Annotated in this window: 22 protein-coding genes; 13 read left to right on the top strand and 9 right to left on the bottom strand. The window is 43.1% G+C overall.

All coding sequences use genetic code 11. The features are described 5' to 3' along the window. Positions 1-94: 94 nt before the first annotated feature. On the bottom strand, positions 95-2,512 hold the full coding sequence (locus HY064_00110) for a carboxypeptidase-like regulatory domain-containing protein (GenBank protein MBI3509035.1): 2,418 nt from the start codon (positions 2,510-2,512) through the stop codon (positions 95-97). A gap of 115 nt (positions 2,513-2,627) precedes the next feature. Further along, entirely contained in the window at positions 2,628-3,035 is a 408-nt protein-coding gene (locus tag HY064_00105; protein ID MBI3509034.1) for an EVE domain-containing protein, read from the bottom strand. Between the two features lie 90 nt (positions 3,036-3,125). Between HY064_00105 and HY064_00100 the strand changes: the two genes are divergently transcribed. After that, a complete protein-coding gene (locus tag HY064_00100; protein ID MBI3509033.1) occupies positions 3,126-3,521 on the top strand; it encodes a DUF1987 domain-containing protein in 396 nt (131 codons plus the stop codon). A 96-nt stretch (positions 3,522-3,617) separates the two neighbouring features. Here the strand turns inward: HY064_00100 and holA are convergent, their stop codons facing one another. The 5 genes from holA to HY064_00075 form a co-directional block, all read right to left on the bottom strand. Further along, positions 3,618-4,616 carry a DNA polymerase III subunit delta gene (gene holA, locus HY064_00095; protein ID MBI3509032.1) on the bottom strand — a complete coding sequence of 333 codons (999 nt, stop codon included), beginning with the start codon at positions 4,614-4,616 and terminating at the stop codon, positions 3,618-3,620. A 65-nt stretch (positions 4,617-4,681) separates the two neighbouring features. Next, entirely contained in the window at positions 4,682-4,999 is a 318-nt protein-coding gene (locus HY064_00090) for a hypothetical protein (GenBank protein ID MBI3509031.1), read from the bottom strand. Between the two features lie 51 nt (positions 5,000-5,050). Then, positions 5,051-5,821 (bottom strand): AMP nucleosidase, encoded by a 771-nt coding sequence (locus HY064_00085; protein MBI3509030.1) that lies wholly within the window; start codon positions 5,819-5,821, stop codon positions 5,051-5,053. A 115-nt stretch (positions 5,822-5,936) separates the two neighbouring features. Further along, positions 5,937-6,089, bottom strand: coding sequence for a hypothetical protein (locus tag HY064_00080; GenBank protein MBI3509029.1), 153 nt, complete (start codon positions 6,087-6,089; stop codon positions 5,937-5,939). Continuing rightward, positions 6,080-6,229: a hypothetical protein gene (locus tag HY064_00075; protein ID MBI3509028.1), complete on the bottom strand. Its 150-nt coding sequence runs from the start codon at positions 6,227-6,229 to the stop codon at positions 6,080-6,082. The genes HY064_00080 and HY064_00075 overlap by 10 nt, the downstream gene beginning before the upstream one ends. Positions 6,230-6,308: 79 nt before the next feature. Here HY064_00075 and HY064_00070 point away from each other — a divergent pair, with 79 nt between their 5' ends. From HY064_00070 to HY064_00035, 8 genes are all read left to right on the top strand, one after another. Continuing rightward, a complete protein-coding gene (locus HY064_00070) occupies positions 6,309-6,767 on the top strand; it encodes a type I restriction enzyme HsdR N-terminal domain-containing protein (protein ID MBI3509027.1) in 459 nt (152 codons plus the stop codon). A 178-nt stretch (positions 6,768-6,945) separates the two neighbouring features. Continuing rightward, the gene (locus tag HY064_00065) at positions 6,946-9,837 is read left to right on the top strand and encodes a S8 family peptidase (GenBank protein ID MBI3509026.1); all 2,892 of its coding nucleotides are present in this window, start codon (positions 6,946-6,948) and stop codon (positions 9,835-9,837) included. Positions 9,838-9,950: 113 nt separating this feature from the next. Beyond that, positions 9,951-10,487, top strand: a complete 537-nt coding sequence (locus HY064_00060) for a DUF5606 domain-containing protein (GenBank protein MBI3509025.1) — start codon at positions 9,951-9,953, stop codon at positions 10,485-10,487. A gap of 36 nt (positions 10,488-10,523) precedes the next feature. Further along, entirely contained in the window at positions 10,524-12,248 is a 1,725-nt protein-coding gene (locus HY064_00055) for a M3 family oligoendopeptidase (protein MBI3509024.1), read from the top strand. Positions 12,249-12,260: 12 nt separating this feature from the next. After that, positions 12,261-12,785: a DinB family protein gene (locus tag HY064_00050; protein ID MBI3509023.1), complete on the top strand. Its 525-nt coding sequence runs from the start codon at positions 12,261-12,263 to the stop codon at positions 12,783-12,785. 118 nt (positions 12,786-12,903) lie between these two features. Further along, on the top strand, positions 12,904-13,194 hold the full coding sequence (locus HY064_00045; protein ID MBI3509022.1) for a hypothetical protein: 291 nt from the start codon (positions 12,904-12,906) through the stop codon (positions 13,192-13,194). Positions 13,195-13,497: 303 nt separating this feature from the next. Beyond that, positions 13,498-14,862 carry a hypothetical protein gene (locus HY064_00040; GenBank protein ID MBI3509021.1) on the top strand — a complete coding sequence of 455 codons (1,365 nt, stop codon included), beginning with the start codon at positions 13,498-13,500 and terminating at the stop codon, positions 14,860-14,862. Next, positions 14,862-15,575, top strand: a complete 714-nt coding sequence (locus tag HY064_00035; GenBank protein ID MBI3509020.1) for a hypothetical protein — start codon at positions 14,862-14,864, stop codon at positions 15,573-15,575. Before HY064_00040 ends, HY064_00035 begins: the two co-directional genes overlap by 1 nt. A 7-nt stretch (positions 15,576-15,582) precedes the next feature. Here the strand turns inward: HY064_00035 and HY064_00030 are convergent, their stop codons facing one another. Next, positions 15,583-16,944: an MATE family efflux transporter gene (locus tag HY064_00030; GenBank protein ID MBI3509019.1), complete on the bottom strand. Its 1,362-nt coding sequence runs from the start codon at positions 16,942-16,944 to the stop codon at positions 15,583-15,585. A gap of 235 nt (positions 16,945-17,179) precedes the next feature. On the opposite strand from HY064_00030, the gene HY064_00025 reads away from it, so the two are divergent. From HY064_00025 to HY064_00015, 3 genes are read left to right on the top strand one after another with little or no spacing between them, the layout of a single operon-like run. Next, positions 17,180-19,432, top strand: coding sequence for a gliding motility-associated C-terminal domain-containing protein (locus tag HY064_00025; protein ID MBI3509018.1), 2,253 nt, complete (start codon positions 17,180-17,182; stop codon positions 19,430-19,432). A 25-nt stretch (positions 19,433-19,457) separates the two neighbouring features. Next, positions 19,458-21,242 (top strand): gliding motility-associated C-terminal domain-containing protein, encoded by a 1,785-nt coding sequence (locus HY064_00020; protein ID MBI3509017.1) that lies wholly within the window; start codon positions 19,458-19,460, stop codon positions 21,240-21,242. Positions 21,243-21,270: 28 nt separating this feature from the next. Next, entirely contained in the window at positions 21,271-23,184 is a 1,914-nt protein-coding gene (locus HY064_00015) for a hypothetical protein (protein ID MBI3509016.1), read from the top strand. A 118-nt stretch (positions 23,185-23,302) separates the two neighbouring features. Here HY064_00015 and HY064_00010 read toward each other — a convergent pair whose 3' ends face one another. Continuing rightward, the gene (locus HY064_00010) at positions 23,303-23,746 is read right to left on the bottom strand and encodes a hypothetical protein (protein MBI3509015.1); all 444 of its coding nucleotides are present in this window, start codon (positions 23,744-23,746) and stop codon (positions 23,303-23,305) included. Between the two features lie 276 nt (positions 23,747-24,022). Between HY064_00010 and HY064_00005 the strand changes: the two genes are divergently transcribed. After that, a partial coding sequence (locus tag HY064_00005; protein ID MBI3509014.1) for a hypothetical protein occupies positions 24,023-25,057 on the top strand: 1,035 nt, incomplete at its 3' end.

The raw sequence follows: 25,057 nt of genomic DNA, 5'->3' as shown, positions 1-25,057 counted from the left end.
ATGTAAGGAAGATGATACAGTAAGCGGCCAGCAGAATGCAGTTTTTTGGTAAACTCTTAAAAAGATAGGTGATTTGTTAGCAAAAAATTACACATCAAAACGCCCAGTTCATGCTGATGCTCGGCATGATCGGCAACTGGTTCACCCGCTTGTAAGTTACACGGTCGAAATAAAAGACGTTCGCGCGATTGTAAACGTTCGTACAACCTGCCGCAACTTCCAGTTTGTTCATATCACTGAATTCCCAGACGCGCTTAACTGTTATGTCAAGGCGATGATAAGTTGGCAACTGGTGAGAATTCAACTGGCCGTAAAGAATACCGAGAGTTCCATTCTGTGAAGTGTAATTCGAAGTGATACTGTTAAAGGCGAGGTTTTCGTAAAATCCCTGCGTAGGCGTGAAAGGAAATCCGGTCCCGAAATTCCAGCGCGCATCTACCTCCCAGCATTTATTGTGCACATCACTCTTCACTTTTTTTCCGGTCAATGTATCACGATGAGAAATTCTCGGGCCGAAATTATAAGAAGCGACCACGTTAATATTATGACGACGATCGAAATTCGGACGATAACTTTCTATTCCATCCCAGCGGGTAACATAACCAAGAGAATAAACGGTCCACAAATAAATATCATTGAATTCATATTTGCAGACAAAATCGGCGCCATACGCCTTACCGGTTTCCACAATGAAATCTTTTTTAAGTTCATCCGGTTTGTCGGCATTCGAAGCATCATCATCATAAAGTTTATTTCTGTTCAGGTTCGTGAGTTCCGTGAAATCTTTCAGGTAACCTTCGAGTGTGAATTCGAGATTTCCCCATTTCTGCGTGGAGTCGATAGGATCATATTCCACACCGAGGATCGCATGTTCTGCTTTCTGCAATTTTGATTTCACCTCCACTACGCTTCCATCGGGATTCGTGAAATGCGATGGAATATTATCAGACCCGGAAAGAAAACCGTAGAAGAGATTTACCACATCACGATCGGAAACAGCGCTGAGCAGATTCTGCGAATACATTCCGGCAGCGCCTTTGATCCGCAAATGATCATTCACATTCACCTTAAAAGCGAGACGTGGTTCGGGCGACATTTCATTGAGCGATGCATAATACTGAAAACGGAAACCGGGTTCAATGACAAGGTTCCGCGTTTTTGTAGAATCTTTTCCCCAATTCTTCGAGATCCATTTGTATTTCATGTAAGCGGCAAATTCCGTGGTATTGTCTTTCTGATCGATCGTCCGGTGCACCGAATTTTCAAAAAAGAAATCGGTGGAATAACCGAGCACTTCAAGACCGTAGTTAATCACATTCTTGCGCTGGAAATAAGTAAAATTCAAACCCATGTTGAATCCGTCAACCGAACTGTTTCTCGGCTGAAAATAATTTTCTGTCATTCCAATAGCGTAACGCGAGTAAGCGAAATTTCCTTTGATGAGCGTAGTGGAAGATCCCGGGATCACCTGGAAATTACTTCCGAATCCCATTGCTTTCCATTTGAGACTCACCGCCGATTTGAAATTGGTAACTGTATCATCAAAAAGAAATCCGAAAAGATTCAGTTTACTTCCGTTGATGCTGTTGAAAGAAACTTTTCCGTAATAATCATTGAAGTTGAATGGAAGTCCATTTGTGCTGTCGACATAGGGATAAAGAAATTTCGAGGTCTGCCGCAGGTAAGAATTCTTCACTGATAAAACATAAGAGATTGATCCATGTCTATTGCTCGTGTCCATGCGCTCGATAGGCCCTTCGAACATGAGTTTGGATCCGAACGGGCTCAAGGTGATTTTTCCTCCGAAACGTTTCCGGTTTCCATCGCGCGTTGTGATATCCATTACCGAAGAAATTCTTCCGCCGTAATCGGCATTGAATCCACCGGTGTACACGTCAAGATTTTTAATGATGTCGGTATCGAAAACAGAAAATAATCCGATCGAGTGAAAGGGATTGTAAATGATCATTCCGTCCAGCAGCACTTTATTCTGCACCGGAGTTCCGCCACGAATGTAAAGTTGCCCGCCCTGGTCACCGGAACTTACCACGCCGGGAAGAACCTGCACAGATTGTGCAACGTCGGCCACACCGCCCACAGCAACAACACGTGTAATATCTTTTGCATTCATGGAAGTATGTCCAACACCCGGATTTTCCTGTTGTTCCTGTTTGTGTGCGGAAATAACGACCTCTTTCATCACGCGTGGCTTGAGCTGAATATTCTGGGTGGTGATATCACCTGCTTTCACTGTAACACTAAGACTTCCGCTTTCATAATTTGATTGTTGCGCAATGAGTGTGTAAGTTCCCGGAGGAATTTTTGTGAGCGAATAAAATCCGTTTATATCTGTAGTAACGCCATAGGAAGTTCCATCGAGATATACAGTACCGAACAGAACCGCTTCACCGGTACTGGCGCTGGTCACAGTTCCGCGAATGGTGGCGTTCTGTGCAATGATAAAAACGGGGCTTAGAATTGTAAATGCGGCGCAGGCCAGAAATTTGCGCATAGTATAGGCGTTTTTTATAGTGGGCAAAAATAAGGGTTAACCTTATTCATCCGACGTTACATTAACAGGCGGTAGATGTGAGAAGACAGGAGGTTCCAATAAAGGAACAGTCGGCTCATTCCGACATGCTGAGAATAGCAGCGAGTTCTTCTTTCGTTACCGGCATCACGGACAGGCGCGGTATGCGCACGAGCGGAAGATTTTTCAGAGCGTGTTCTTTTTTTATAGATGTGAACGGGACTGCTTTTTTCAGTTTTCTCAATGGAACAAGATCCACGCACGACCAGCGATCATCGTCGCCGGCAGTAGGATCCCGGTATGCTTCATTGGCAACTTTCGCAATGCCCACAATTTCCATTCCTTCATTACTGTGATAGAACAGCACTTCATCGTTTTTTTTCATTGCGCGCAGGTGATTGCGCGCGGCGTAATTGCGCACGCCATCCCATCGTGCTTTTCCGTCTTTAGCGAATTGTTCCCACGAGTAGGCGGAGGGTTCTGATTTTACAAGAAAGTAGTTCATTGGATAATTTGTGAAACAAAGATGAATTAAAGTTTCGTAGCTCGATTACTTTTTTAATTTTGGAGCGGCATACCCCCGCATGCGAAAACTATGCGTATACAACCCACCCGGCACACGCCACTCGTTATCATTGATGAAAATGCAGGATCTATAACGATTTCGGGGGTTTCCATTCCTGAAAATGCCTACGTTTTTTTCCGACATCTTGAAGAATACATCGAATCGCTCGATCCTGAAAAAGTGAAGAAATTCTCTTTTACCTTCCGGCTCGAATACATGAACACACTTTCTTCAAAAGCATTTCTGGATTATATGCGCATGGTGAAAGATACGAAGCAGATTCCGCTCGAAGTGACTTGGGAATATTTTTCAGATGACGAGGAAATGAAAGATCACGGAGAAACTTTTTCCGAGATCGTGGATATTCCCTTCAAGTATCGCTCACTCGATCCCAAAGCACGCGTAGTTCCCGGAAAACAGAAATAACTTTCCAAGCTCCAAATCTCAAATCTGAACCCTACAATGTTGCCTGCCTGCCCCTGACAGGAATTTTGGAATTTGGATTTTCTTTTTTTTGGAATTTCAATGAATGATCTTCCACGTCAGTTCCTTCAGCAGTTCTCCTTCATCGGCATTCACATTATCCACTCCTTTCCAGCGAAGATCATATTCACGCAAAAAAGAAAAAACTGCTTTGATCTTTTTTACGGAATAAGCATTAGCCGCCGTCACGTATTCATTCACGTAAAACGGATGAATGCCCAGACTCTTCGCAACATTCTCGCGGGAATGATCAGTAAGAAAATGATACCGCAGGAGTTTCGAAAAATAATTGAACAGCAAGCTCATTGTCACCGGGAAGGGATGTTCTTTCGGGTTATCGGCGAAATAATTCACAATACGATTTGCTTTCAGGATGTCTCTCTTTGCAAATGCGCTCGTGAGTTCGAATGAATTATAGTCTTTGCTGATCCCGATATTCGCTTCGATCAGTTCGGGAGTGATCTCTGCGCCGGACGGAATGATAATCATTATTTTTTCAAGCTCATTCACGATCTTTCCGAGATCGGTGCCGAGATAATCGGTGAGCATCTGCAACGCTTTCGGCCCGGCAGAATATTTTTTTTCTTTCAGGAAACCTGCGATCCAGTCAGGAATTTTATAATCGCGCAGTTTTTCCGATTCAAACAACACACCATTCTTTGAAACCGACTTCGCGAACGATTTTCTTTTGTCGAGCGTTTTGTATTTGTAACAGATCACCAGCAGCGTGGAGTTGAGCGGTTGTTGCACGTAACTTTCGAGCTCTTCAATTTCTTCCACATGCTGCGCTTCTTTCACGATCAGTACCTGCCGCTCGGCCATCATGGGATAACGTTTCGCTTCACTCACGATCGTATTCACATCCACATCACGCCCGTAAAGAATGGTCTGGTTGAATTCTTTTTCTGCATCATCAAGAACATTCTTCTCGATGTAATCCGAAATTTTGTCAATGTAAAACGGTTCCTCTCCACTCAGCACGTAAACCGGTTTGTAATTTTTCTTTTTGAGATCGGAAAGAATAGCGTTGAATTCCATACTGCAAAATTAAGCGCGGACAGAAAGCAGAAAATGAAGTTGTAAAAATTGTTCAGAAAAAAAGCTCACGACTTCGCACGCACGTTTGCCTGCCCGGACGCATGCGCATGTCCGCCGAAAAGATGAAGATTCAAATGAAAGAATCCATGCCCCGAATAAGCTCCGGTTGATTTCGTTTTACTTTTTTTCTTCATGGTTTTCATCCGGTGGCGATGCGCCTCGCGTTCGGGTTCACTGTGCAGCGATCTGCCGCCTTTGCGCAAACGTTTCGTGGTGTTGTAAGTAGCCAGTTCGGGATTGAGCCCGCTGCAGATTTTTTCTCCACGGCAATCTGCCAGCAAAAAAATAAAAAAAGGAATGAGGAGAAAAAATGCACGGGGCATAACGAAACGAAAATAGCCAATTATTTTTCATTCATTATTCTGCACACGATCTCAGAAGCGAAGATGTTTCACCGTAAGGCCGTTATTGATCAGTTCTTTCAGTGAATCGATTCCGATCTTAAGATGCGACTCTACAAAACGGTCGGTCACTTTTCGGTCACTTTTTTCTGTTTTGATTCCTTCTGCCACCATGGGCTGATCGGAAACCAGCAGCAGCGCTCCTGTTGGAATTTCATTATGAAAACCAACTGAAAAAATAGTGGCAGTTTCCATGTCAATGGCCATCACACGGATCGATCGCAGGTATTCTTTGAATTCTTCATCGTGCTCCCACACGCGCCTGTTCGTAGTGTAAACCGTTCCCGTCCAGTAATCTTTTTTGTGATTCCTGATCGTGGTTGAAATTGCTTTTTGCAGGCTGAACGCAGGCAACGCCGGAACTTCCGGTGGAAAATAATCGTTGCTGGTTCCATCGCCGCGTATCGCCGCAATAGGAAGAATAAGATCGCCGAGATTATTTTTTCTTTTCAATCCTCCGCATTTCCCGAGGAAGAGACAGGCTTTCGGTTGTATGGCGCTGAGCAGATCCATTATTGTTGCAGCAGTTGCGCTTCCCATTCCGAAATTGATGATGGAAATTCCTCCTGCGTGTGCGCTCGGCATTGGTTTATTCACACCCTGCACTTTCACTTTATGCAGTTTTGCAAACAGGTTCACATAATTGGAAAAATTGGTGAGCAGAATGTATTCCCCCCATTTCTCCAGCGGAACTCCCGTGTAGCGCGGCAACCAGTTGGCAACGATCTCTTCTTTTGTTTTCATGAATGGATTTTGTGGAGCGAAGATAGAAAGCAGATCGGTTGTATTCTGCAAATTCTTTTTTTTCAATTGGGAATATTGGCCGGGAAATACTTTTTTATAAAAACACGCCTGATGTTCACCAGGTAAAGAGCACCGCGATGCAGGCGAGAAGTATCAAAGCAAGAACAAGAACAATGGCTTTGGTTTTTTTTCCGAGGTCTTCTTCATCCGCCACTTCCTGCCGGTATTCCGCGAGCTTTGATGCCTGCGAAGATTTTTTTATATCCACCGCAGGGAGCGATCTTTTTTTATTTCCACTTCTTCATCGCGAAAAGCTGTTCCGCAGAAATTACATTTGTAGTGGAGATCACCGGTTTCCTCCAGGTCATTTCCACCGCATTGCGGACAAATAAGTTTTTCGAGTGTCAATTTCTGAAAATATGCGGTCAAATATAACGAGAGCAATTCTGATGCGACAGTAAAATATTCATAATCTTGTCCTGCAATGCTGCCGCCGCTGAATTTTCCGGAATACATTTTTCGCCTTCGCAATGCAGGAACGAAGCAAGAGTTATTTGATGAAGTGAGAAAAAAATGGATCGTGTTAACGCCGGAAGAGTGGGTGAGACAGCATGCCGTGAAATGGCTCGTGAATGAAAAAAAATTTCCTGCATCATTACTTGCCGTGGAAAAATCCATCAGCGTGAACGGGCTCAATAAAAGATGCGACATTGTTGCGTGGTCGCACGAAATGAAACCGGTGCTCATCGTGGAATGCAAATCGCCGGAAGTGGAAATTACGCAGGAAGTTTTTGACCAGGCAGCGAGATACAATCTTACACTCGGTGCCAATCTGTTTTTGCTTACCAATGGAATGAAACACTTCTGCTGTCAGGCGGATCACTCGACAGCGAATTATATTTTTCTTCCCGAACTTCCGTCCTATTCTCAGTTATATTCACATTGAGATCCGGCCTCGTGTGGAATATTTGAAGTTTTTCCTATGGAATTTTCTCATTTTATTCCCAATCTTTTCACAATCGCATTTCATCGGGTAAATCGTCTTTGAATTCCAGATTGTTATGTGTACATTCGTAGTTCACAGTTCTCAATTCACTCAACACAAACTGACCTAATCAAATTCCATGAAAAGGATCTTTACCATCATCACCACATTCGCGGTTGCAACTTCTCTTTCTGCAAGGAACGGAAATGCGCCAAGCGTTACTCCCCATCAGAATCATACACCGGTGTCTAAACTGGCTCCGGATGAATACATGGCAAATACCATGATATTTAATATGCTCCCGGAATTCAGGAGTGTATGCAGTAACGAACATATCAATATTCCCGAACTGAATGATTTCTTTACAATGATCGGTGCGGTACAAGTGAAGAAAATTTATCCGAATGAAAAACAACCGGAAACAAAATTCAATAAGTATGGACAGAAAATGGTGGACATCACACTGATCTATCAGGTTACTTTCACCAGCGCACTTGATCTCGATAAAGCGATCGGCAAAATGTTCAATCTTGGTTACTGCGAATATGTAGAACCGCATTACATTCCGAAATGTACGCTCGTTCCGAATGATCCGCAGGCAACGCAGGCTCAATCCTATTACCTGTACACTGTTCACGCAGCAGGTTCAACGCAGAGCGGATGGGATATCAGTACCGGAAGTACTTCTGTCATCATTGGTATTGTCGATACAGGAACTGAACTCACACATTCCGATCTCGTGAATCAATTTGCACACAACGCTGCTGATCCTGTGAATGGAGTTGATGATGATCTGGATGGATACGTTGACAATTATACAGGATGGGACGTAGCTTTGAATGATAACGATGCTACCTGGCAGGGAAATGCGCACGGCGTTGCAGTTTGTGGTGATGCAGATGCACAGGTGAATAATAATAATAAAGTTGCCGGCCCCGGATTCAATTGCAAAATAATGCCGGTGAAAATTGCGGATGCTACAGGAGCGCTCACCGCAGGTTACGAAGGAATCACTTACGCTGCCGATCACGGTTGCGGAGTAATCAATTGTTCATGGGGCGGAACAGGTGGCGGATCTTACGGACAAAGTATCATTACTTATGCAACTGTAAATAAAGATGCGTTGGTGGTTTGTGCGGCAGGAAACGATGGACTCGACGAAGCATTTTATCCGGCGGCGTATGATTACGTTCTCAGTGTTGCTGCAACACAGAACGGTGATTCACGCGCATCATTCTCCAATTGGAATTACACGGTGGATGTGGATGCCCCCGGCGTAAATATTCTGAGTACGTGGACGAGCAACAGCACAGTTGCTAACAGCGGAACTTCGATGGCTTCACCGATCACTTCCGGTTGTGCTGCAATTGTCCGTTCGTTTTATCCCGGTTACAATGCGATGCAAACCGGCGAGCGATTGAAACAAACTGCAGATAATATTTATTCTGTTGCAGGAAATACCGGGCCAACCTATGCTGATAAACTCGGAACAGGACGCATCAATCTTTACCGCGCGCTTACTGATCCTACTACAACTCCTTCGGTGATCTATTCAAATATAAATTTTGATGATCACAATGATGAAGCATTTGTTGCCAATGATACGGTGCGCATTACCGGGCTATTCACAAATTATCTTGCTACAACAACAAATCTCGTAGCAACTTTATCTGTTGTAACCGGTGGAACTTATGTGAGCGTACTCGACGGATCAACTACTGTTGGAGCGCTCGCTACAATGGGAACTGCAACTCATGTTCCTGATCCATTTCAGGTAAAAATTCTTCCAACGGCTCCTATCAATCAGCAGATCGATTTTAAATTGACAATGACTGATGGATCTTATTCTGCCAACCAATATTTTTCTTTGATCGTGAATGTCGATTACATCAACATCACCGTGAATGATGTTTGGACCACCAATACCTCGAAAGGATTGATCGGTTACAACGGGCCTAATCAGGTGCAAGGGCTCGGATTCGATTATCATTCGATTCCTACCGGAACACTCATGTATGAATCAAGTTTCATGGTTGGAAAATCTTCATCAGCTGTTGATGATATGGTGCGTGGCGCTACACCGGGACAAACGGATGCTGATTTTTCTTCTACTTCTAATGTCCGGTTGGTTGCTGTTCCTGTTTCAGATTTTGATACGGATGGAAAATTCAGCGATGCTGTTTCTCCTGCGCCGCTACCGTGTACTGTTCATCATACTACGTATGCGTGGGGAACTTTTCCTCATCAGAAATATGTCATCTTCCAGTACATTGTAAAAAATACCGGCGCAACTTCTATGAGTGGTGTTTATGTCGGAGTATTTTCTGATTGGGATATTGATGCGTCAACGTACGCGCTCGATAAGATCAATGAGGATCTTGCTCTGAGAATGGGTTATGCTTATTGCACGAATCCCGGCGGATATTATTGCGGCATCAAATTGCTCACTACTTCTGCACCGTTTGTTCATTATGGAATTGATAATGTGACCGGAGGTGGTGGTGGAGTTAATATCTACGACGGATATTCAACAGCAGAAAAATATACCACACTTTCAACCGGGCGGGCTACAGCTGGCGGAGCAGGAACTGGTAATGACGTATGCGATGTGGTTTCCGCAGGACCCTACACGATCGCTGCCGGTGATTCTGTAAAAGTTGCTTTCGCATTAATTGTCGGTGATAATCTCGCCGATCTTCAATCGGGCGCTGTTGATGCACAAACAATGTATGACGGAATTCCTCTCAGTTCAGTTGAAGTGGATCAAACCGGTTCATCTCTTCTGAATTTATTTCCGAATCCGACCTCAGGTCAAACTGAAATTCATTATTCCGTTGCAACAGCCGGCAGTACTGAATTGCGGTTGATGGATGCATCGGGACGACTGGTGCGTGAAATTGCTTCGGGAACAAAACAACCCGGCGAATACATCGAGCGTTTCGATGCAGCTTCTCTCACCGACGGAATTTATTTCATCCAGTTCATCAGTGATGGAAATGTTTCTACAAGAAAGGTCGTGATTGCTCATTAAAAGGAAAAATACAAGGCGCGTCCCTGTGAGCAATTGCAGGGACGTTCTTTTTTGACATTGACCGATTCACAGAGAAAGGTCTTTTATTAATTTTGTTAAAACAAAAATCAAAAATGGATATTACCAAAGTGATTTCAATTTCAGGGATGCCCGGACTCTACAAAGTTATCGGGCAATCGAAAAGCGGAGTGATCGTCGAATCACTCACCGATAAAAAACGTTTTCCTGCTTTCGGTTCGAGTAAAATAAGTTCGCTCGATGATATCAGCATCTACACCACGGGAGAAGACATGCCTTTGAAAGAGGTGCTGAAAAAACTGATGGAAAAAGAAAAAAGCGAAAAATGCCCGGATGTAAAATCGCTAGATGAGAAAAGTCTGCGCGATTACATCTCTTCCTTTCTTCCGGAATATGATAAGGAACGCGTACATCTTTCCGATCTGAAAAAATTACTCACCTGGTATAATCTTCTTCATGATTCCGGTTTGCTCACCGCCGAAGAACCGACAGAAGAAGAAAAATTATCGCTCAGTGAGAATGAAAAGAAAAATCTGAATGCAGGCAAGAAAGATCTCAGCGGTAAATCCGCTTTGAAAACCAATGCGCCTCATGTAAAAGTTCAGGGAGTCCGTAAAACAGGAACCGCCTGATCGTTCATTAATCCCGAACATTCCCGCTCTGAAAAAATGGATGTTGTGAAGTCAAATGCCGGAACAGGATCCGGCAGGAAATTTCTTCCGCCCGGTCTGTCGTTCGATCACTGGGAAAATATCGAACCGCTTTTTGCTGAACTCGATGAACGGAGTATTGGTTCAACTGAAGAATTCTATCGCTGGCTGCTTGATGTGAATGAACTGGAAACAGTACTTGATGAAGAATACGCGTGGCGTTATATCCGCACAACCTGCGATACCACGAATGAATCTTTTGAAAAATCATTCGATCATTTTGTTTCGGAGATTGAACCCAGAGTTGCTCCATGGGATGATAAACTGAATAGAAAGATCGACAGTTCTCCTTTCCGCGATTCACTCGATCCATCTCTGTATTCCATTTTTCTACGTTCAGTGAGAAATGAGATCAGTTTGTTCCGCGAAAAAAATATTCCGCTTTTCACTCGCATCGATCAGCTCAGCCAGAAGTACGGAAAGATCGCCGGTGAAATGATGGTGGTCATTGATGAAAAAGAACTTACGATTCAACAAGCATCGAATTATTTTAAACATACTGACCGGAAAAAAAGAGAAGAAGCTTTTAGATCGATATGGAAAAGACGACTGGAGGATAAAAATCACCTCGATGAACTTTTCGATCAGCTCTGCCATTTGCGCAACGAGGTGGCGGAGAATGCCGGCTTTGAAAATTTCCGCGATTATTCTTTCGCCGAACTCGGACGGTTCGACTACACGGTGAAAGATTGTTTCGATCTGCACGATGCAGTGGAAAAAGAAGTGATTCCCTTCATTGGCGAATTGGAGAAAAAAAGAAAAAAAGAATTAGCGCTTGATGATCTTCGTCCGTGGGATCTGGAAGTGGACACCAGTGGGCTTGCTGCTTTGCAGCCTTTCTCCAATGGAAAAGAGTTGCTGGAAAAAACGATTGCATGTTTTTATCGCATCAAACCTCAATACGCTGAATTTATTTCCATCATGCGTGGCATGGATCATTTCGATCTTGATTCGAGAAAAGGAAAAGCGCCTGGCGGATATAATTATTCATTGGCAGAAACAGGTGTTCCTTTTATTTTCATGAATTCTGCAGGATCGCAGCGCGATGTGGTGACCATGGTGCACGAAGGCGGGCATGCCATTCACTCTTTTCTTGAAAATCATTTACCGATCAATGCGCTGAAAAATCCTCCGTCTGAAGTTTGTGAACTTGCGAGTATGAGTATGGAACTTATTTCAATGGAACACTGGAATGTTTTTTATGCTGATGAAAACGATCTGCGCCGTGCGAAACGCGAACAGCTTGAAAAAATTCTCGCGACATTGCCCTGGGTTGTTTCTGTTGATTCTTTTCAGCATTGGATTTATGAAAACAACGGACACAGTGCTGATGAACGGAGAGCAGCATGGGAAAAAACGCGCGATCGTTTTGAAAGTGATGTGGTGAATTGGAATGGACTTGAAGAAATAAAAAACAACAGCTGGCAGAAACAACTTCATATTTTTGAAGTTCCGTTTTATTATATCGAATACGGAATGGCACAACTCGGCGCCATTGCCCTCTGGAGAAATTATAAAAAAGATCCACAGGCCGCTCTTGGCGGATATGAAGCTGCACTGAAACTCGGTTACACAAAACCGATTGGCAGAATTTATGAAGCTGCCGGAATTGAATTCAATTTTTCGCGTGCGTATGTGCGGGAACTCGTAACTTTCGTGAAAGAAGAATTGAATCAACTTTAATTTTCAAATCGCATGATCGAAAAACCAGACGCTTCAACTTTTGCTCCGTATTTCGGAAAATACATAGACATGGTCGGCGATAAAGATCCTGTTCGTGTGCTCGAAGCGCAGGTGCTCGATTTTAAAGCGCTCATGTCTGAAATTCCTTCGGAGAAAGAAGAATTCCGATATGCAGATGGAAAATGGACCGTGAAAGAAGTCATCGGCCACATTACCGATACCGAACGTATCATGTGTTTTCGTGCGCTGAGTATTGCAAGAGGAGAAGCACAACCGCTTCCCGGGTTTGATCAGAATAATTATGTCTTGAGCGCCGATTTCAATAGAAGATCACTGCTGAATATCGGCCATGAATTCGGCGCCGTGCGCGAAGCAACCATCGCACTTTTCAAATCCATGAATAAAAATGATCTCGACCGCAAAGGTTTCGCCAACAAACATGATGTGAGTGTGCGTGCACTCGTGTACATTATTGCCGGGCATCACATTCACCACGAAAGAATTTTAAGAGAAGTTTATCTTGCGGATGTTTTGTGAAATCCCTGGGAGAATAATTACTGAGAAATTTTTTTCGGGATATAATATATTCGCTAAGCTTTCCGATTATAATTTTAGGGAATTGTGAATTCCCTCTGCAAAAACTAATAACGCATTTATGCAGATCAGGGTAATGCTTTTTATTTTGTTGCTTACCGCACTTCGTGCAAATGCGCAGCATGCTGTTGCCGACCCCGTCACAGGCATAACTTATTCCCGGCTGGAAGTTTTTGGATATAGTCTTATTGGCGCTGGAATCACAATTGTGGCTACTGAAATAGTATATCAGACGACATCACCTTCCTCGCACTATTACCAGAAACCACTAACATTTGTACTGGGAGGCGTTTTAATTGGAACTGGAATTACGTTAGTTGTTTTTGAAAAAAAGAGAAGACATAAAAAATAATTAGAAGTCGTCTGAAAAATGTTTTGTCATAATTTAAACGCAAGCAATCTGAACAAATGCAAGATAGTTTGTTGCTTTTTTTCGATTCATTTTTTTTAAAGAAAGTAAAAATATAAGCTAAGGCGTTATTTTTTTGTTTGTGCTTGATCAGTAATAAATCGCCATCTGAATCTTCGCGTTCAAATTTGCTTTTGAAAAAATTTCGCATTAGCTTGCATTTGCAAAACTCCAACTCATGACAGATACCCCCCCCCATTTCTCAAAATTTCATTGGTAATTGCACTCGCAATTAGCAGCATTCCTATGTTCTCGCAGAATCTTCCCTTCTGGAGCAACAACGGAAATAATGTTTCCTCCACAGATTTTTTCGGTTCCACCAACGCAGCAGATCTTCGTTTCCGCACGAACAATCTCGCACGCATGACGCTCACCAGTGCGGGCACATTGCGCGTGAACAATCTCGCAGGCGCAGGAAACGGTTTTGTTTCGCTCGACGTGAATGGAAATTTGTTACGTGCGAATTTTACCAATGACACGAATGAAGTGCTGAGCGGGGACGGAACATTTAAAAATATTTCTTCCATTGGCGGATGGAAATTTTCCGGGAATAATATTTACAATTCAAATTCAGGAACAGTGGGCATAGGAACTTCATCTCCTTCTTCAGGATATTTGCTTGATGTAAATGGCGACGCGCATTTCTCTGGAAATATTTTTGCATCGGGACTCGTGCTCACCACCAAAGTGCAGGCCGACACGATCCGGAGTCTGAGTCAAATTTCCATTAACAACAACCTTGTAATTTCTGCCGGAGCGCAGAATGAGCTTTACACCAATTCAAATGATCTTTTAATTCAAAGCGCATCAAGTTATACGCAGGGAAATACAATTCTTAATGCGGGCAACAGCGGCAAAGTTGGAATTGGAAATTTAAATCCGCTGTATAAATTAGATGTGAATGGAGATGAACGGGTGACAGGAAAATTTTATGTGGACAGGATTCTGGGATTGCCCGGCGATAGTATAATTAAATTCGGCGACAGCACTTTGTATTTGAATTATGTGAATTCAAAAATATTTAACAACAATGCTGTGAAGGGAATGGTAGTTGGTTCACCGTTCTCTAATGCTTACGGATCAAGATCAGTTGCAATTGGAACAAATCTTCAAACCGCATCAAACGCAGATCACGCAATCGTCATCGGCAGCGGGCCACTCAACAATTCCGGAATTCTTGTGAACGGAATTTCAAATTCATTGATGATCGGATTCAATTCTACGGTACCGAGTTTTTTTGTAGGGCCGGCAGCGACAACAAGCACAAGCGGAAAAGTTGGAGTAGGAACTGCAAATCCGCAGGGAGATTTCCAGGTTGGGGATTCATTCTCGAAAGTTACAATCGGCGGAGCTCCAGGAGTGGCAAATACTTTCAGTGACGCGTACATTGGTTTTAATGTTGCACGGGTTGTTCCCGGTCAATGGGTGCCTTCTGACGATGGTGCAAATAATGGATCAACAGTTTTATTAAGTGATCTTGGTACATTAAAACCAATAGCAGAAAATAAAATTGAAATAAATATGGCCGGGTTTGTAAAAGGAATCTATGAGCTAAAAATTATCGACGTTAAGAACAAAACTGCTTTTGTAAACAAAATTATTTACAACTGATGAAGATTGTAACACTTGTTGCTTTTCTTGCTCTCTTTTCATGCGGTTCTTGTATTGCACAGGAAAATATCGGGAAAACAAACCCTGTTCTTTCTTCCGAAATTTATTTTTTATATCCGTACCCGCCGCTTGATTTTAATAAATTTAATTATGGCATAGGGGGTGAAGTATCTGAAAAATTTAAACCGTTCAAAGTTTCAACGGGAATCTTTTTCTACACTGGTAATTCCAATATTAAATATGATGCAGCAAGCCCTTTTGATAAGAGGATTTCCGGTTTGAATTACTTTAACATTCCGATTTTAATTAAAATTAAATTATTTAAGTTAAATAGTCTGGATAACAATTTATTTCTTAATACGGGCTTGCTATTCAATATTCCGAGGAATTACAGCTACATCCTGTATTATAAAAACAATACAATTCCGCCCTACGAAGAAATACCAGTCAAATACAGAAGTGGAAATTCACTGCGCTTAGGCCTTGAATACAACAAGCAACTGAATGATCGGCTAAATTTCATTGCTGATATATTCTGTGATTATAAATTTTCGAAAGATTACATAGAAATTGCCATTTCTAATCCGCCTCCGCCAGGACAAATTCCAGGTTCAGGTAGCAAATCTGTAGCAGGGGCCATTTTGTTTTGGGGAGTGTTTTGTGGAATAGAATGGAATTATAACCACCATGTCCCACGAACGAAAGAATTTTAAGAGAACTTTATCTCACTGTTGTCCTCTGAATCCATCTCCCTTTCGAAGACAAAAAATAAAACCGCGAAATAAATCCAGCGCACGCAACCGATAATCCCAATACAAATCCGTACCATACTCCCAGCGCACCGAGCCCTTCTTTCACGCAGAAAAAATAACTCATCGGCAATCCCACACACCAGTAAGCGAAGAATGCAATAAAACCGGGAACGATCGTGTCTTTCAGTCCGCGCAATGCTCCCTGTGCAGTGACCTGCGATCCATCGAACAACTGGAAGGCCGCAGCAACAAGTAAAAGTGGCCCGGCATATTTTAAAACATCAGGATCGTTATTGAAAATTTCCGGAAGCCGGTAGCGGAAGAGAATAAAAATAATTGCCGCGACAAACATGAAAATGAACGAGAGAATAACTGCGCTGAATCCTGCACGACGCAAACCGGTTTCATCTTTCCTCCCGAGAAAATTTCCTACACGAATGGTTGCCGCCGCACCGAGCCCGCTCGAGATCATGTAAGTCATTGCCGCAAGACTCAGCGACACACGATGCGCAGCAAGCTGATCCGTTCCCGGAATAAAAAGTGTGGGAACTCCGAATGCAGCAACTTCCATCACGAACATCAGCCCCGATGGAATTCCAATTCGCAGTTGTTCTTTGATCGGTTCCAGCGAAAAATTTTTCAAACGGAAAGCTTCCCGGAATTCCCGGTAACGCGGAATAAAATAAATGTAAAAGACAATCGCTACGGCCATGAAACATCTTGAAATGAAAGTGGCCCAGCATGCACCCATTACACCAAGACGGGGAAATCCGAATTTCCCGAAGACAAGAATCCAGTTCAGAAAAATATTCATCACGTTCGCGAGGATCGTGATGTACATGGACGCGCGCGTGTCCGACATTCCTTCTGCAAATTGCTTGCACGTGAAAAATAAACTCAGCGGGATCATCGAGAGCATCATCACATCAAGATATTTTACAGCAAGATCTGTTACCGCTGCAGGTTTATCGGCATGATGCAAAAGCGGCGCGCACATCATCAGCACAAAAAATAGTATTACGGAAGAAAAAATATTCAACAGAAATGCGTGGCGGAAATGCGAGACGATCTTCGTTTTATTTTTCTGCACATCTGCTTCTGCAACGATCGGTGTAAGTCCATAAGAAATTCCGATCGCGAGTACGAGTATGGCTGTGTACAACGCAGCTGCAAGACTCACTGCGGCTTGCCCTGTAGTTTTTTCCGGGAGCATTCCGATGAAAAAATTATCAGCAAGATCCACCACGATGTGCCCGACATTGCTCAGGCAAACCGGCAACGCAAGAAAAAGTGTTTGCAATAAATGTTTTTTCCAGGAGAGCGTTTTCATAATTCGGGTGCCAAAGATAAAAGGAGAGATCGCATAAAAGCATTGGAAAACACCGGATAATGAACAATCGGGGGTAAACATAAATTACTGACAATCAAAGCTCTAAAAACGAGAATGGAAATGCTGAAACCCCTTCGTGGTTTTTTTCGTTATTTTGTTAGATAATGCTCAATTGCAGGATTTTGCGTGCCGGCAAACACGTTTTATTTTCCCTCCTGCAAAAATATTCCGAGACTTGAAACGCAGTTTGTTCATACTCGTTTTTTCTGTCGTGATCTTTCCGTTCGGATCGTTTGCGCAGAATATTTTGCAGCCGCAAATGATAACGCCGCAGAATCACGATCAGCTCAAACAAAGCGGGCAACTCAATCATTCTTATTTCTATGTAGGAAACGGAAACAGCGCGCAGTCAGTAGCTGCTTCACCCATCGTAAATCCAACAATTGTTCCGCTCAATTGCACCGGGCTCATTCCTATTGATTCTACTTTCAATGTTGTTCCGTTTGTCGGCGGCACTCCTCCGGATTATCGCAATGACGATGGTTCATCGCCGATCATAAATTTTCCTTTTAACTTTTGTTTTTACGGACAAACGTGGACCGGGCTTTATGTGAACAATAATGGAAATGTTTCGTTCGGATTGCCTTATGGAAGTTTCACCTCTACCGGTTTTCCGAGTAACGCGTATGAAATGATCGCGCCTTTCTGGGCGGATGCGGATACGCGCGCGCCAGCGAGTGGAATTGTTTATTACCGCGTTGCTGCACATCACGTAGTGGTTCGCTGGAATAATGTCGGATATTATTTTCAGCATGCGAATCTTGTGAATGATTTTCAACTCGTGATCACCGACGGAACAGATCCGATACTTCCTGTTGGAAGTAATATAGGAATAAGTTATGGCGACATGCAGTGGACAACCGGTGATGCATCTTCCGGTGTTGGCGGATTCGGCGGAACGCCTGCAACAGTGGGCGCAAATCTCGGTGATGGTATCAACTACATTCAATTCGGACAATTTAATGCACCGGGTACAACTTACAATGGCCCGTTCGGTCCGCCAAGCCAGGTAGATTGGCTCGACAACAAACAATTTTTTCTGAACGTATGTTCGCTCAGCAGCGGAGGAAATATTCCACCGATCATGAGTTGCAATCTGGTTTGTGATACAATACAACTCTGCGAAAACGATACGTTGCTCATCACTGCGCAATATCTTTCGCCGGAACTCGGACAAACAACAATCGCAAGTGCAACTGCATCGGGAACAGGTTTGACGAATGTGAATTCTACTCCCGGAAATATTGCGGACTACTCAGCAGATTTTGTAGGGCTTCCTTCCAACATTGGCATCAACACAATTATTGTTTCAGGAACAGACAATGGAACTCCTTCAGCAACTACAACAGGAATAATTGTGATCAATGTAGTGAGGGCGCCAACAGCTTCGTTCACTTCGCAAGGAGTTTGTCCGGGAACACCTATGCCTTTTTCCAACACGTCAACATTTACTACCGCACCAATGAGTTCGCTTCATTGGGATTTTGGAATTGCTGCAATGACGAATGATACTTCGAATGTTGATCCTGCAAATTATGTTTACAATTCTCCGGGAGTTTATGCGGTTACACTTTTAGTGACCGACACGAACGGATGCCGCGATACTGCAATTCAGAATGTGCAGGTTTATTATTTGCCGCAAGTGAATTTCACTGCAACACCAACTTCAGGTTGCGCGCCACTGTGTGTGAATTTCACAGACGCGAGCACGGTGCAGGGAAGTACACCTGCGCAATGGCAATGGCATTTCGGAACAGGAGCAACAGATACATTGCAAAATCCTTCTTACTGTTACAATGCAAACGGATGGTACAGCGTTGTGCTCACTGTTACTTCTGCACAGGGATGTTCTTACACCGATTCCATTCACAATTTCATTGATGTAATTCCCGGACCGCAAGCTGCATTCACGTGGACGCCCGCAACAGTTACGATGGCAGATCCTACTGTTTATTTTTCCGATCAGTCTTCACCGACGCCGCTGCAATGGTATTGGGATTTCGGAACAGGAAGTGCAACATCTACGCAACAGGATCCTTCTTTCATTTATCCCGACACCGGAACTTACCAGGTTACACTCATTGCATCAGGTGCAGGCGGCGCTTGTCCCGATACGATCACCGAGAATGTGATCGTACTTCCGGAATTGCTCATCTGGATCCCGAATGCATTTACGCCGAATGGTGATACGAAGAACGACTGGTTTTTCCCTGTGTTCAGTGATCCTGCTTATGTGAACCAATATAATTTCATGGTGTTCGATCGCTGGGGAAATTTGGTTTTCCAGACGCATGATCCTGTAAAAGGATGGGACGGATATTTCAAAGACATGAAAGTGGAAGCCGGTGTTTATGTTTACAGGATAGCGCTCACCGGAATCGATGGCGTCGATCATCTTTACGTGGGACACATTAACCTGATACGCTGATATTTTTTTCGGTGTATCCTTCTCCATGAAGAACGAGATAAATAAAACGGGAGACGGAGTGAGAAGAAAAAATTATTTTCCTTTAATTTTTATTTTCTTTTTCATTTCCGGAATTAGCTGTGCGCAGGATTCACTCGTTCCTCTTCCCGACATCGGTTCTCCGCAATATGAATTGCTTAAAAAAGAAGGCAAGCTTCCACACGGGCCTGTGGTCTTCATCAATCACCACGCAATGAGTATGCAGATGAAACCGAAGATCATGCCTTCTCCGGCGTCGAGTGTGCTGTGCAATTGTATGATCCCGATCGATGCTTCGTTCAGTGTTGTTCCTTTTGTTGATGCGAGCAGCACGATCATTCCACCCGATTACAGGAATGATGACGGTTCATCGCCGCAGATCACGCTTCCTTTTAATTTTTGTTTTTACGGGCAAACGATGAATAATTGTTACATCAACAACAATGGCAATATTTCATTCGGACTTTCGTACGGAACTTTCACGGCGAATTCTTTTCCTGATTCTACGTTCATCATGATCGCTCCGTTCTGGGGCGATGTGGATACGCGCAATCCTGCAAGCGGAATTGTTTATTACAAGATCACATCAACCTACATGGTCGTTCGCTGGCAAAATGTGGATTACTATGATTCCGATCCGAGTGAGAACGCTGCGCACCAACCGCTCTACAATGATTTTCAATTGATCATTACCAATGGAAGCGATCCTATTCTTCCTTCGGGAAACAATGTGAATTTCTGTTATGGCGATATGCAATGGACAACGGGCGATGCTTCATCCGGAAATAATGGTTTCGGCGGATCGCCTGCAACTGTCGGCGTGAATCGCGGGAATGGAACTGATTTTATACAGATCGGCCAGTTCGATTCTCCGGGAACAAATTATGATGGCCCCTTCGGAAATCCCGATGGTGTGAGCTGGCTCGACAACCAAACATTTTATTTTGATGTTTGTAATAATGGTTCCGGAAATAATTTGCCGCCTATTTTAAATTCAGCGGAGGTGTGCGACACGATCATTCTCTGCATTGGCGATACCACTGCCATTGATGCAAGTTTTCTTTCGCCGGAGAACGGACAAATTACCGTTGCGAATATTACCAGCAGCATTTCAGGATTGACCATCACTTCAAACACCAGCGGAAATCCTGCGGTAATTTCTGCAACACTTATTGCGAATGCAGTGAACACCGGTTACAACACGATCACACTCACCGGAACCGATAACGGATCTCCGCCGGCAACTACTACTGCAAATGTGATCGTTGATATTATTTCTTTTCCATCAATCAGTTTCACGATGTGGCCACCGCCTGTGCAACCCGCAGGCGTAACCGTAACATTCACTGACAATACTCCCGGCGCAACAAGCTGGCTCTGGGATTTTGGCGATGGAAATACTTCCACGTTGCAGAATCCTGCGCACACTTACGCAACAGATAGTTTGTACACGGTTACACTTACTGTTTCTGTCGGAAGCGGATGCACGGCTTCTTTGTCGCAGTTATATCTTGTGCAAACAGAAATTCCTTTGCCTCCTGTTATTGCGCCGAATGTAGTTACGCCCAATGGAGATAATGTGAATGATGTGCTCGTGTTCACCAATCTCGACAAACGTCCGCACTCATCGCTTTTGGTGTATAATCGATGGGGAAATCTTATTTACGAAAGCAATAATTACCAGAACGACTGGAAGCCGAATGTGAACGATGGTGTTTACTATTATGTGCTTTCCGGGCCTTACATTGAAAAACCAATGAAAGGATTTTTTCATGTGATCCGCGATAAATAAATTAATAAAATATTTCCCCGTTGTCCCGATGAAAAATATTTTCCCACTTTTATTTTTTCTGCCAGTTATTTTTTCTTTCAGAACAGGAAATTATTCCGATTCCTATCCCGATAATTCCGTTTACTACGATTCCATTTCTTATTATCCTGATTCGACAGCGAAGTATGTGCGATTGAAAACGGGCGACAGTAATTTCCAGGAATATTATTTCTACCCGGGTGGATTGCTTTCACGTGAAATCGTAAGAAGCGCTTACGGCTATAGCCAGAAAAAATTTTTTGCGAATGGATTGCCATCATCCGATTCCACCACTTACGGCTGGTACACGCGGAGAACTTTATTCAATGCAAATGGGAAGATATTTTCTGTTTCCAGCTGGGATCATTTGCCTGTTTCTGTTTACGGTTGCCGCTTGCGGGAAGATTATTTTTTTGATGCGGATGGAAATGTTTCCCGTTACGCGAGAACAGATTCCACCGGGAAAATTCTTATTGACAGGAATTATCCGTTTAGCTCCATCAATGAAATAAAATTTTATGAATCGCTTTATCCCGGGACGGAATATGAGTGGAAAGTAAAAGAAAAAGGATTTTACCTGCGCGCAGGCGAAGATACGTTCTGTAAAACAGGATTGTGGCAAACGTATTTTTCCAATGGAAGAATGGCTTCGCTCGGTTATTACGTGAATAATAAACTCCAGGGATTATTTTTCACGTTCGATTCGCTCGGAAAACCACTCGATCATTTCTATTATGAAAATGGAACACGTTCTGCTGAAATTGAAAAACAGATCACGCGCTTCGATACGATCTATCGGGAGCCCCGGTTCCAAAGCCGCAGGGAATTCCGCAAGAATGGAAAAAGTGATGAAGACGGATTGATCATGGATACTGCTGAAGGCGGTTATGTGTACCAGTTCATTTATTTCAACGGTAATTCTTCTATAACAGGTGTGGAATATTACAATAAGGAATATTACAATGATGAACATAAATATGAGTTTCCTGTTTTCGCCGGGGAACGATATTCTCCTTCGTATGAGTTTCACGTGAGAGGAGGGACGATCATAAAAAGAAAAATAAATTCTGTGCAGGGCGATATTCTCGAAGAAAATTATGAGGAAGAGAAATTATATACAAAGAAGAATGAGAATGATTTCCGTTCATATTACCAGAACAATTATTACGGTTCAGCCGGATTCATTTACCCTATGCCGGGAAGAATAAAATTATGCACGAAGATCGACAGCAGCATCTGGATGGGTGATACGGTAAAATATTTCGGAGATCACGGAAGACTTATTCTTTCGCAGATAAGCGGAACAGGGTACCGGCTTAAGACGTATGATTATCTCAATGAAAAATGTGTTCCTGAAAAATGGGAGAACCCGGAATACGCGATGGATTATGTGAAACTTCCCAATGGAAAATGGTTCATGAACCCGAACACGAATATTTCTTTACCCGGCGAAACAAAATGGATCACGAGAAATAATATTGTCACCTGGCACAGTTTCCGTACGCAATCCGGCTGGCTGGACAAAACCTGTTCGTATTCTGCCAACACCGGAAAATTACTGACGGAAAGTTATTACGAGGAAGTTGCGCGAAAAAGTCAATACCAGGATTATTCATATTACGTAAATGTGCAGGTAGGAAAATACAGGGAATATTCCGAGAACGGATTTCTTCTCGAAGAAGGAACGTATGATAAAGATGGAAAACAAACCGGCGTTCAAAAAAAATACAACGGCTATTCCGGCGGGCTTACATTCCGCGCGCGATTTGTGAATGGAAAATACGAAGGAGTTGTTTATGAAGATTGTTGCTGCTATACGAGAAAACAACATTCTGTACCGCATCGTTCATTTTACATCAATGGAAAAAAAATAATTAATCTCAGGAAATGTCATAAGAAGAAGAGGGGCACTTGGCCTTATTGAGTATGAAATACTAAATCCCGAATTAATTCGGGAAAAGTTTACTAAAAGTTACGAAATGCACATGGTTACGAAATCCATCCGAGCTTTTAGTACACTTTTCGTATTTCGTACTCTCACCTCACTTCTCATCCATCAGTATCTTTCCATTCACGCGCACAACTTTTAATTTCATGCTATCTGTTCCCTGCAGGGTATCAACGATAGCGATCATACCATTCTTCGTGATACTGATATTTACCAATGAAGGATCTCCTTTGAAATCATTCTTCACCATTTTCGTGAAGAAGTCTTTATAGAAATCGAAATTCTTCATCACATCTTTGTTGTCAGGAAAATGCGATTGCATTGCCGGCGAGAACTGATCTTTCCAGTGCAAAGAATCATTGTTCTGCAATATCCCGTAAATACGGTTGAAATAGTCATGCGCAGTTTCATCCACAACCATTACGGGCTCATTCTTTTTTGCAGAATCGAATGAAGATGATTCGTGAGTTGTTTCATTGTTTTGGCAGGAAAAAAAAGCCGCCGGCAGCAGGAAGTGAGAGAAAAATATTTTTTTCATAAGCGTGTTCAGTTAACGGTGTCACTAGTAATCGATCTTCGTCCAAAGTAGAAATTTATTTCATTGTGGGCGGGTTTTTTGTTGGAAAAATTTCGAGCACGGAAGAATAGGAGAATGAAAGGAGTTGAGAATTGAGCACTCCCGATTGAGAGGTGTGATCCGGATTATGAAATCATTCTATTTCATCGTATCAATTTCTTTTTTGGTCGAATTAAGCCAACTATACTTGACATTAATAAATTTCCGCATTAACTTGCAGTTACAAAACTCCAACTCATGACACATACCCCCCCATTTCTCAAAATTTCATTGGTAATTGCACTCGCAATTAGCAGCACAAACATGTTCTCGCAGAATCTTCCTTTCTGGAGCAACAACGGAAATAATGTTTCCTCCACAGATTTTTTCGGTTCCACCAACTCGGCAGATCTTCGTTTCCGCACGAACAATCTCGCGCGCATGACGCTCACGAGCGCGGGCACGTTACGCGTGAACAATCTCGCAGGCGCGGGAAACGGTTTTGTTTCGCTCGACGTGAATGGGAACTTAGCGCGTACAAATTTTTCCGGTGATACCAACCAAGTGCTGAGCGGCGACGGAACTTTCAAAAATATTTCTTCGATTAGCGGATGGGCGTTTGCAAATTCTTACACCGGAACAAATTTGTACAACATCAATTCCGGCAATGTTGGAATAGGAACAAATTCTCCCTCAGAAAAACTTTCGGTGAATGGAAATGCAATCATCACCGGAACTTTAAATGTTTCAGGAATTACCGGCGTGCAGAATTTTCGTGGCGATACTATTAGAGGAAATGTGGAAATGGAAGTGGATAATAAATTGTGCATGGATGGAGGCGCGCTCGCGGGTGTGTGCACAAAAAGCGGCGATCTGCTTTTGCAAAGTCACGCGGGTGCGAATGGAAATACCATTATGAATACGGGCACGAGCGGAAATGTTGGAATTGGTTTGGTGAACCCTGTTTACAAATTAGATGTGAATGGAGATGAAAGAGTGAACGGGAAAATTTATTCTTACAGGATTGTTCCATTGCCAGGCGACAGCGAAATCCATTTCGGCGACAGTTCCATTGTTTTGAGTTCGCACAATATTATTTATTCGAACACCGCGTACTTGCCCAACGGAACTCCCATTCGCGGGCTTGGTATCGGAAGCATTGGCGATTACGCTTATGGACAAAATTCAATTGCGATTGGGCAAAAAGTAAATACTTCATCGTCTGCAAATAATTCTATAGTAATTGGAACTGGAATAATAAGTGGTTCCGGTTTATTGACCAATACAATTCCA

The sequence above is a fragment of the Bacteroidota bacterium genome (genome assembly GCA_016194975.1).
Classification (GTDB): domain Bacteria; phylum Bacteroidota; class Bacteroidia; order Palsa-965; family Palsa-965.
This window is presented reverse-complemented; position numbering and strand designations above follow the sequence as displayed.

Bases quoted from the DNA above. Each gene is read 5' to 3' on its own strand.
- HY064_00035 (MBI3509020.1), top strand. From the start codon at position 14,862: ATGAAGATTGTAACACTTGTTGCTTTTCTTGCTCTCTTTTCATGCGGT.
- HY064_00100 (MBI3509033.1), top strand. From the start codon at position 3,126: ATGCGTATACAACCCACCCGGCACACGCCACTCGTTATCATTGATGAA.
- holA (MBI3509032.1), bottom strand. From the start codon at position 4,616: ATGGAATTCAACGCTATTCTTTCCGATCTCAAAAAGAAAAATTACAAA.
- HY064_00050 (MBI3509023.1), top strand. From the start codon at position 12,261: ATGATCGAAAAACCAGACGCTTCAACTTTTGCTCCGTATTTCGGAAAA.
- HY064_00085 (MBI3509030.1), bottom strand. From the start codon at position 5,821: ATGAAAACAAAAGAAGAGATCGTTGCCAACTGGTTGCCGCGCTACACG.
- HY064_00020 (MBI3509017.1), top strand. From the start codon at position 19,458: ATGAAGAACGAGATAAATAAAACGGGAGACGGAGTGAGAAGAAAAAAT.
- HY064_00040 (MBI3509021.1), top strand. From the start codon at position 13,498: ATGTTCTCGCAGAATCTTCCCTTCTGGAGCAACAACGGAAATAATGTT.
- HY064_00060 (MBI3509025.1), top strand. From the start codon at position 9,951: ATGGATATTACCAAAGTGATTTCAATTTCAGGGATGCCCGGACTCTAC.
- HY064_00110 (MBI3509035.1), bottom strand. From the start codon at position 2,512: ATGCGCAAATTTCTGGCCTGCGCCGCATTTACAATTCTAAGCCCCGTT.
- HY064_00045 (MBI3509022.1), top strand. From the start codon at position 12,904: ATGCAGATCAGGGTAATGCTTTTTATTTTGTTGCTTACCGCACTTCGT.
- HY064_00065 (MBI3509026.1), top strand. From the start codon at position 6,946: ATGAAAAGGATCTTTACCATCATCACCACATTCGCGGTTGCAACTTCT.
- HY064_00055 (MBI3509024.1), top strand. From the start codon at position 10,524: ATGGATGTTGTGAAGTCAAATGCCGGAACAGGATCCGGCAGGAAATTT.
- HY064_00015 (MBI3509016.1), top strand. From the start codon at position 21,271: ATGAAAAATATTTTCCCACTTTTATTTTTTCTGCCAGTTATTTTTTCT.
- HY064_00090 (MBI3509031.1), bottom strand. From the start codon at position 4,999: ATGCCCCGTGCATTTTTTCTCCTCATTCCTTTTTTTATTTTTTTGCTG.
- HY064_00010 (MBI3509015.1), bottom strand. From the start codon at position 23,746: ATGAAAAAAATATTTTTCTCTCACTTCCTGCTGCCGGCGGCTTTTTTT.
- HY064_00030 (MBI3509019.1), bottom strand. From the start codon at position 16,944: ATGAAAACGCTCTCCTGGAAAAAACATTTATTGCAAACACTTTTTCTT.
- HY064_00105 (MBI3509034.1), bottom strand. From the start codon at position 3,035: ATGAACTACTTTCTTGTAAAATCAGAACCCTCCGCCTACTCGTGGGAA.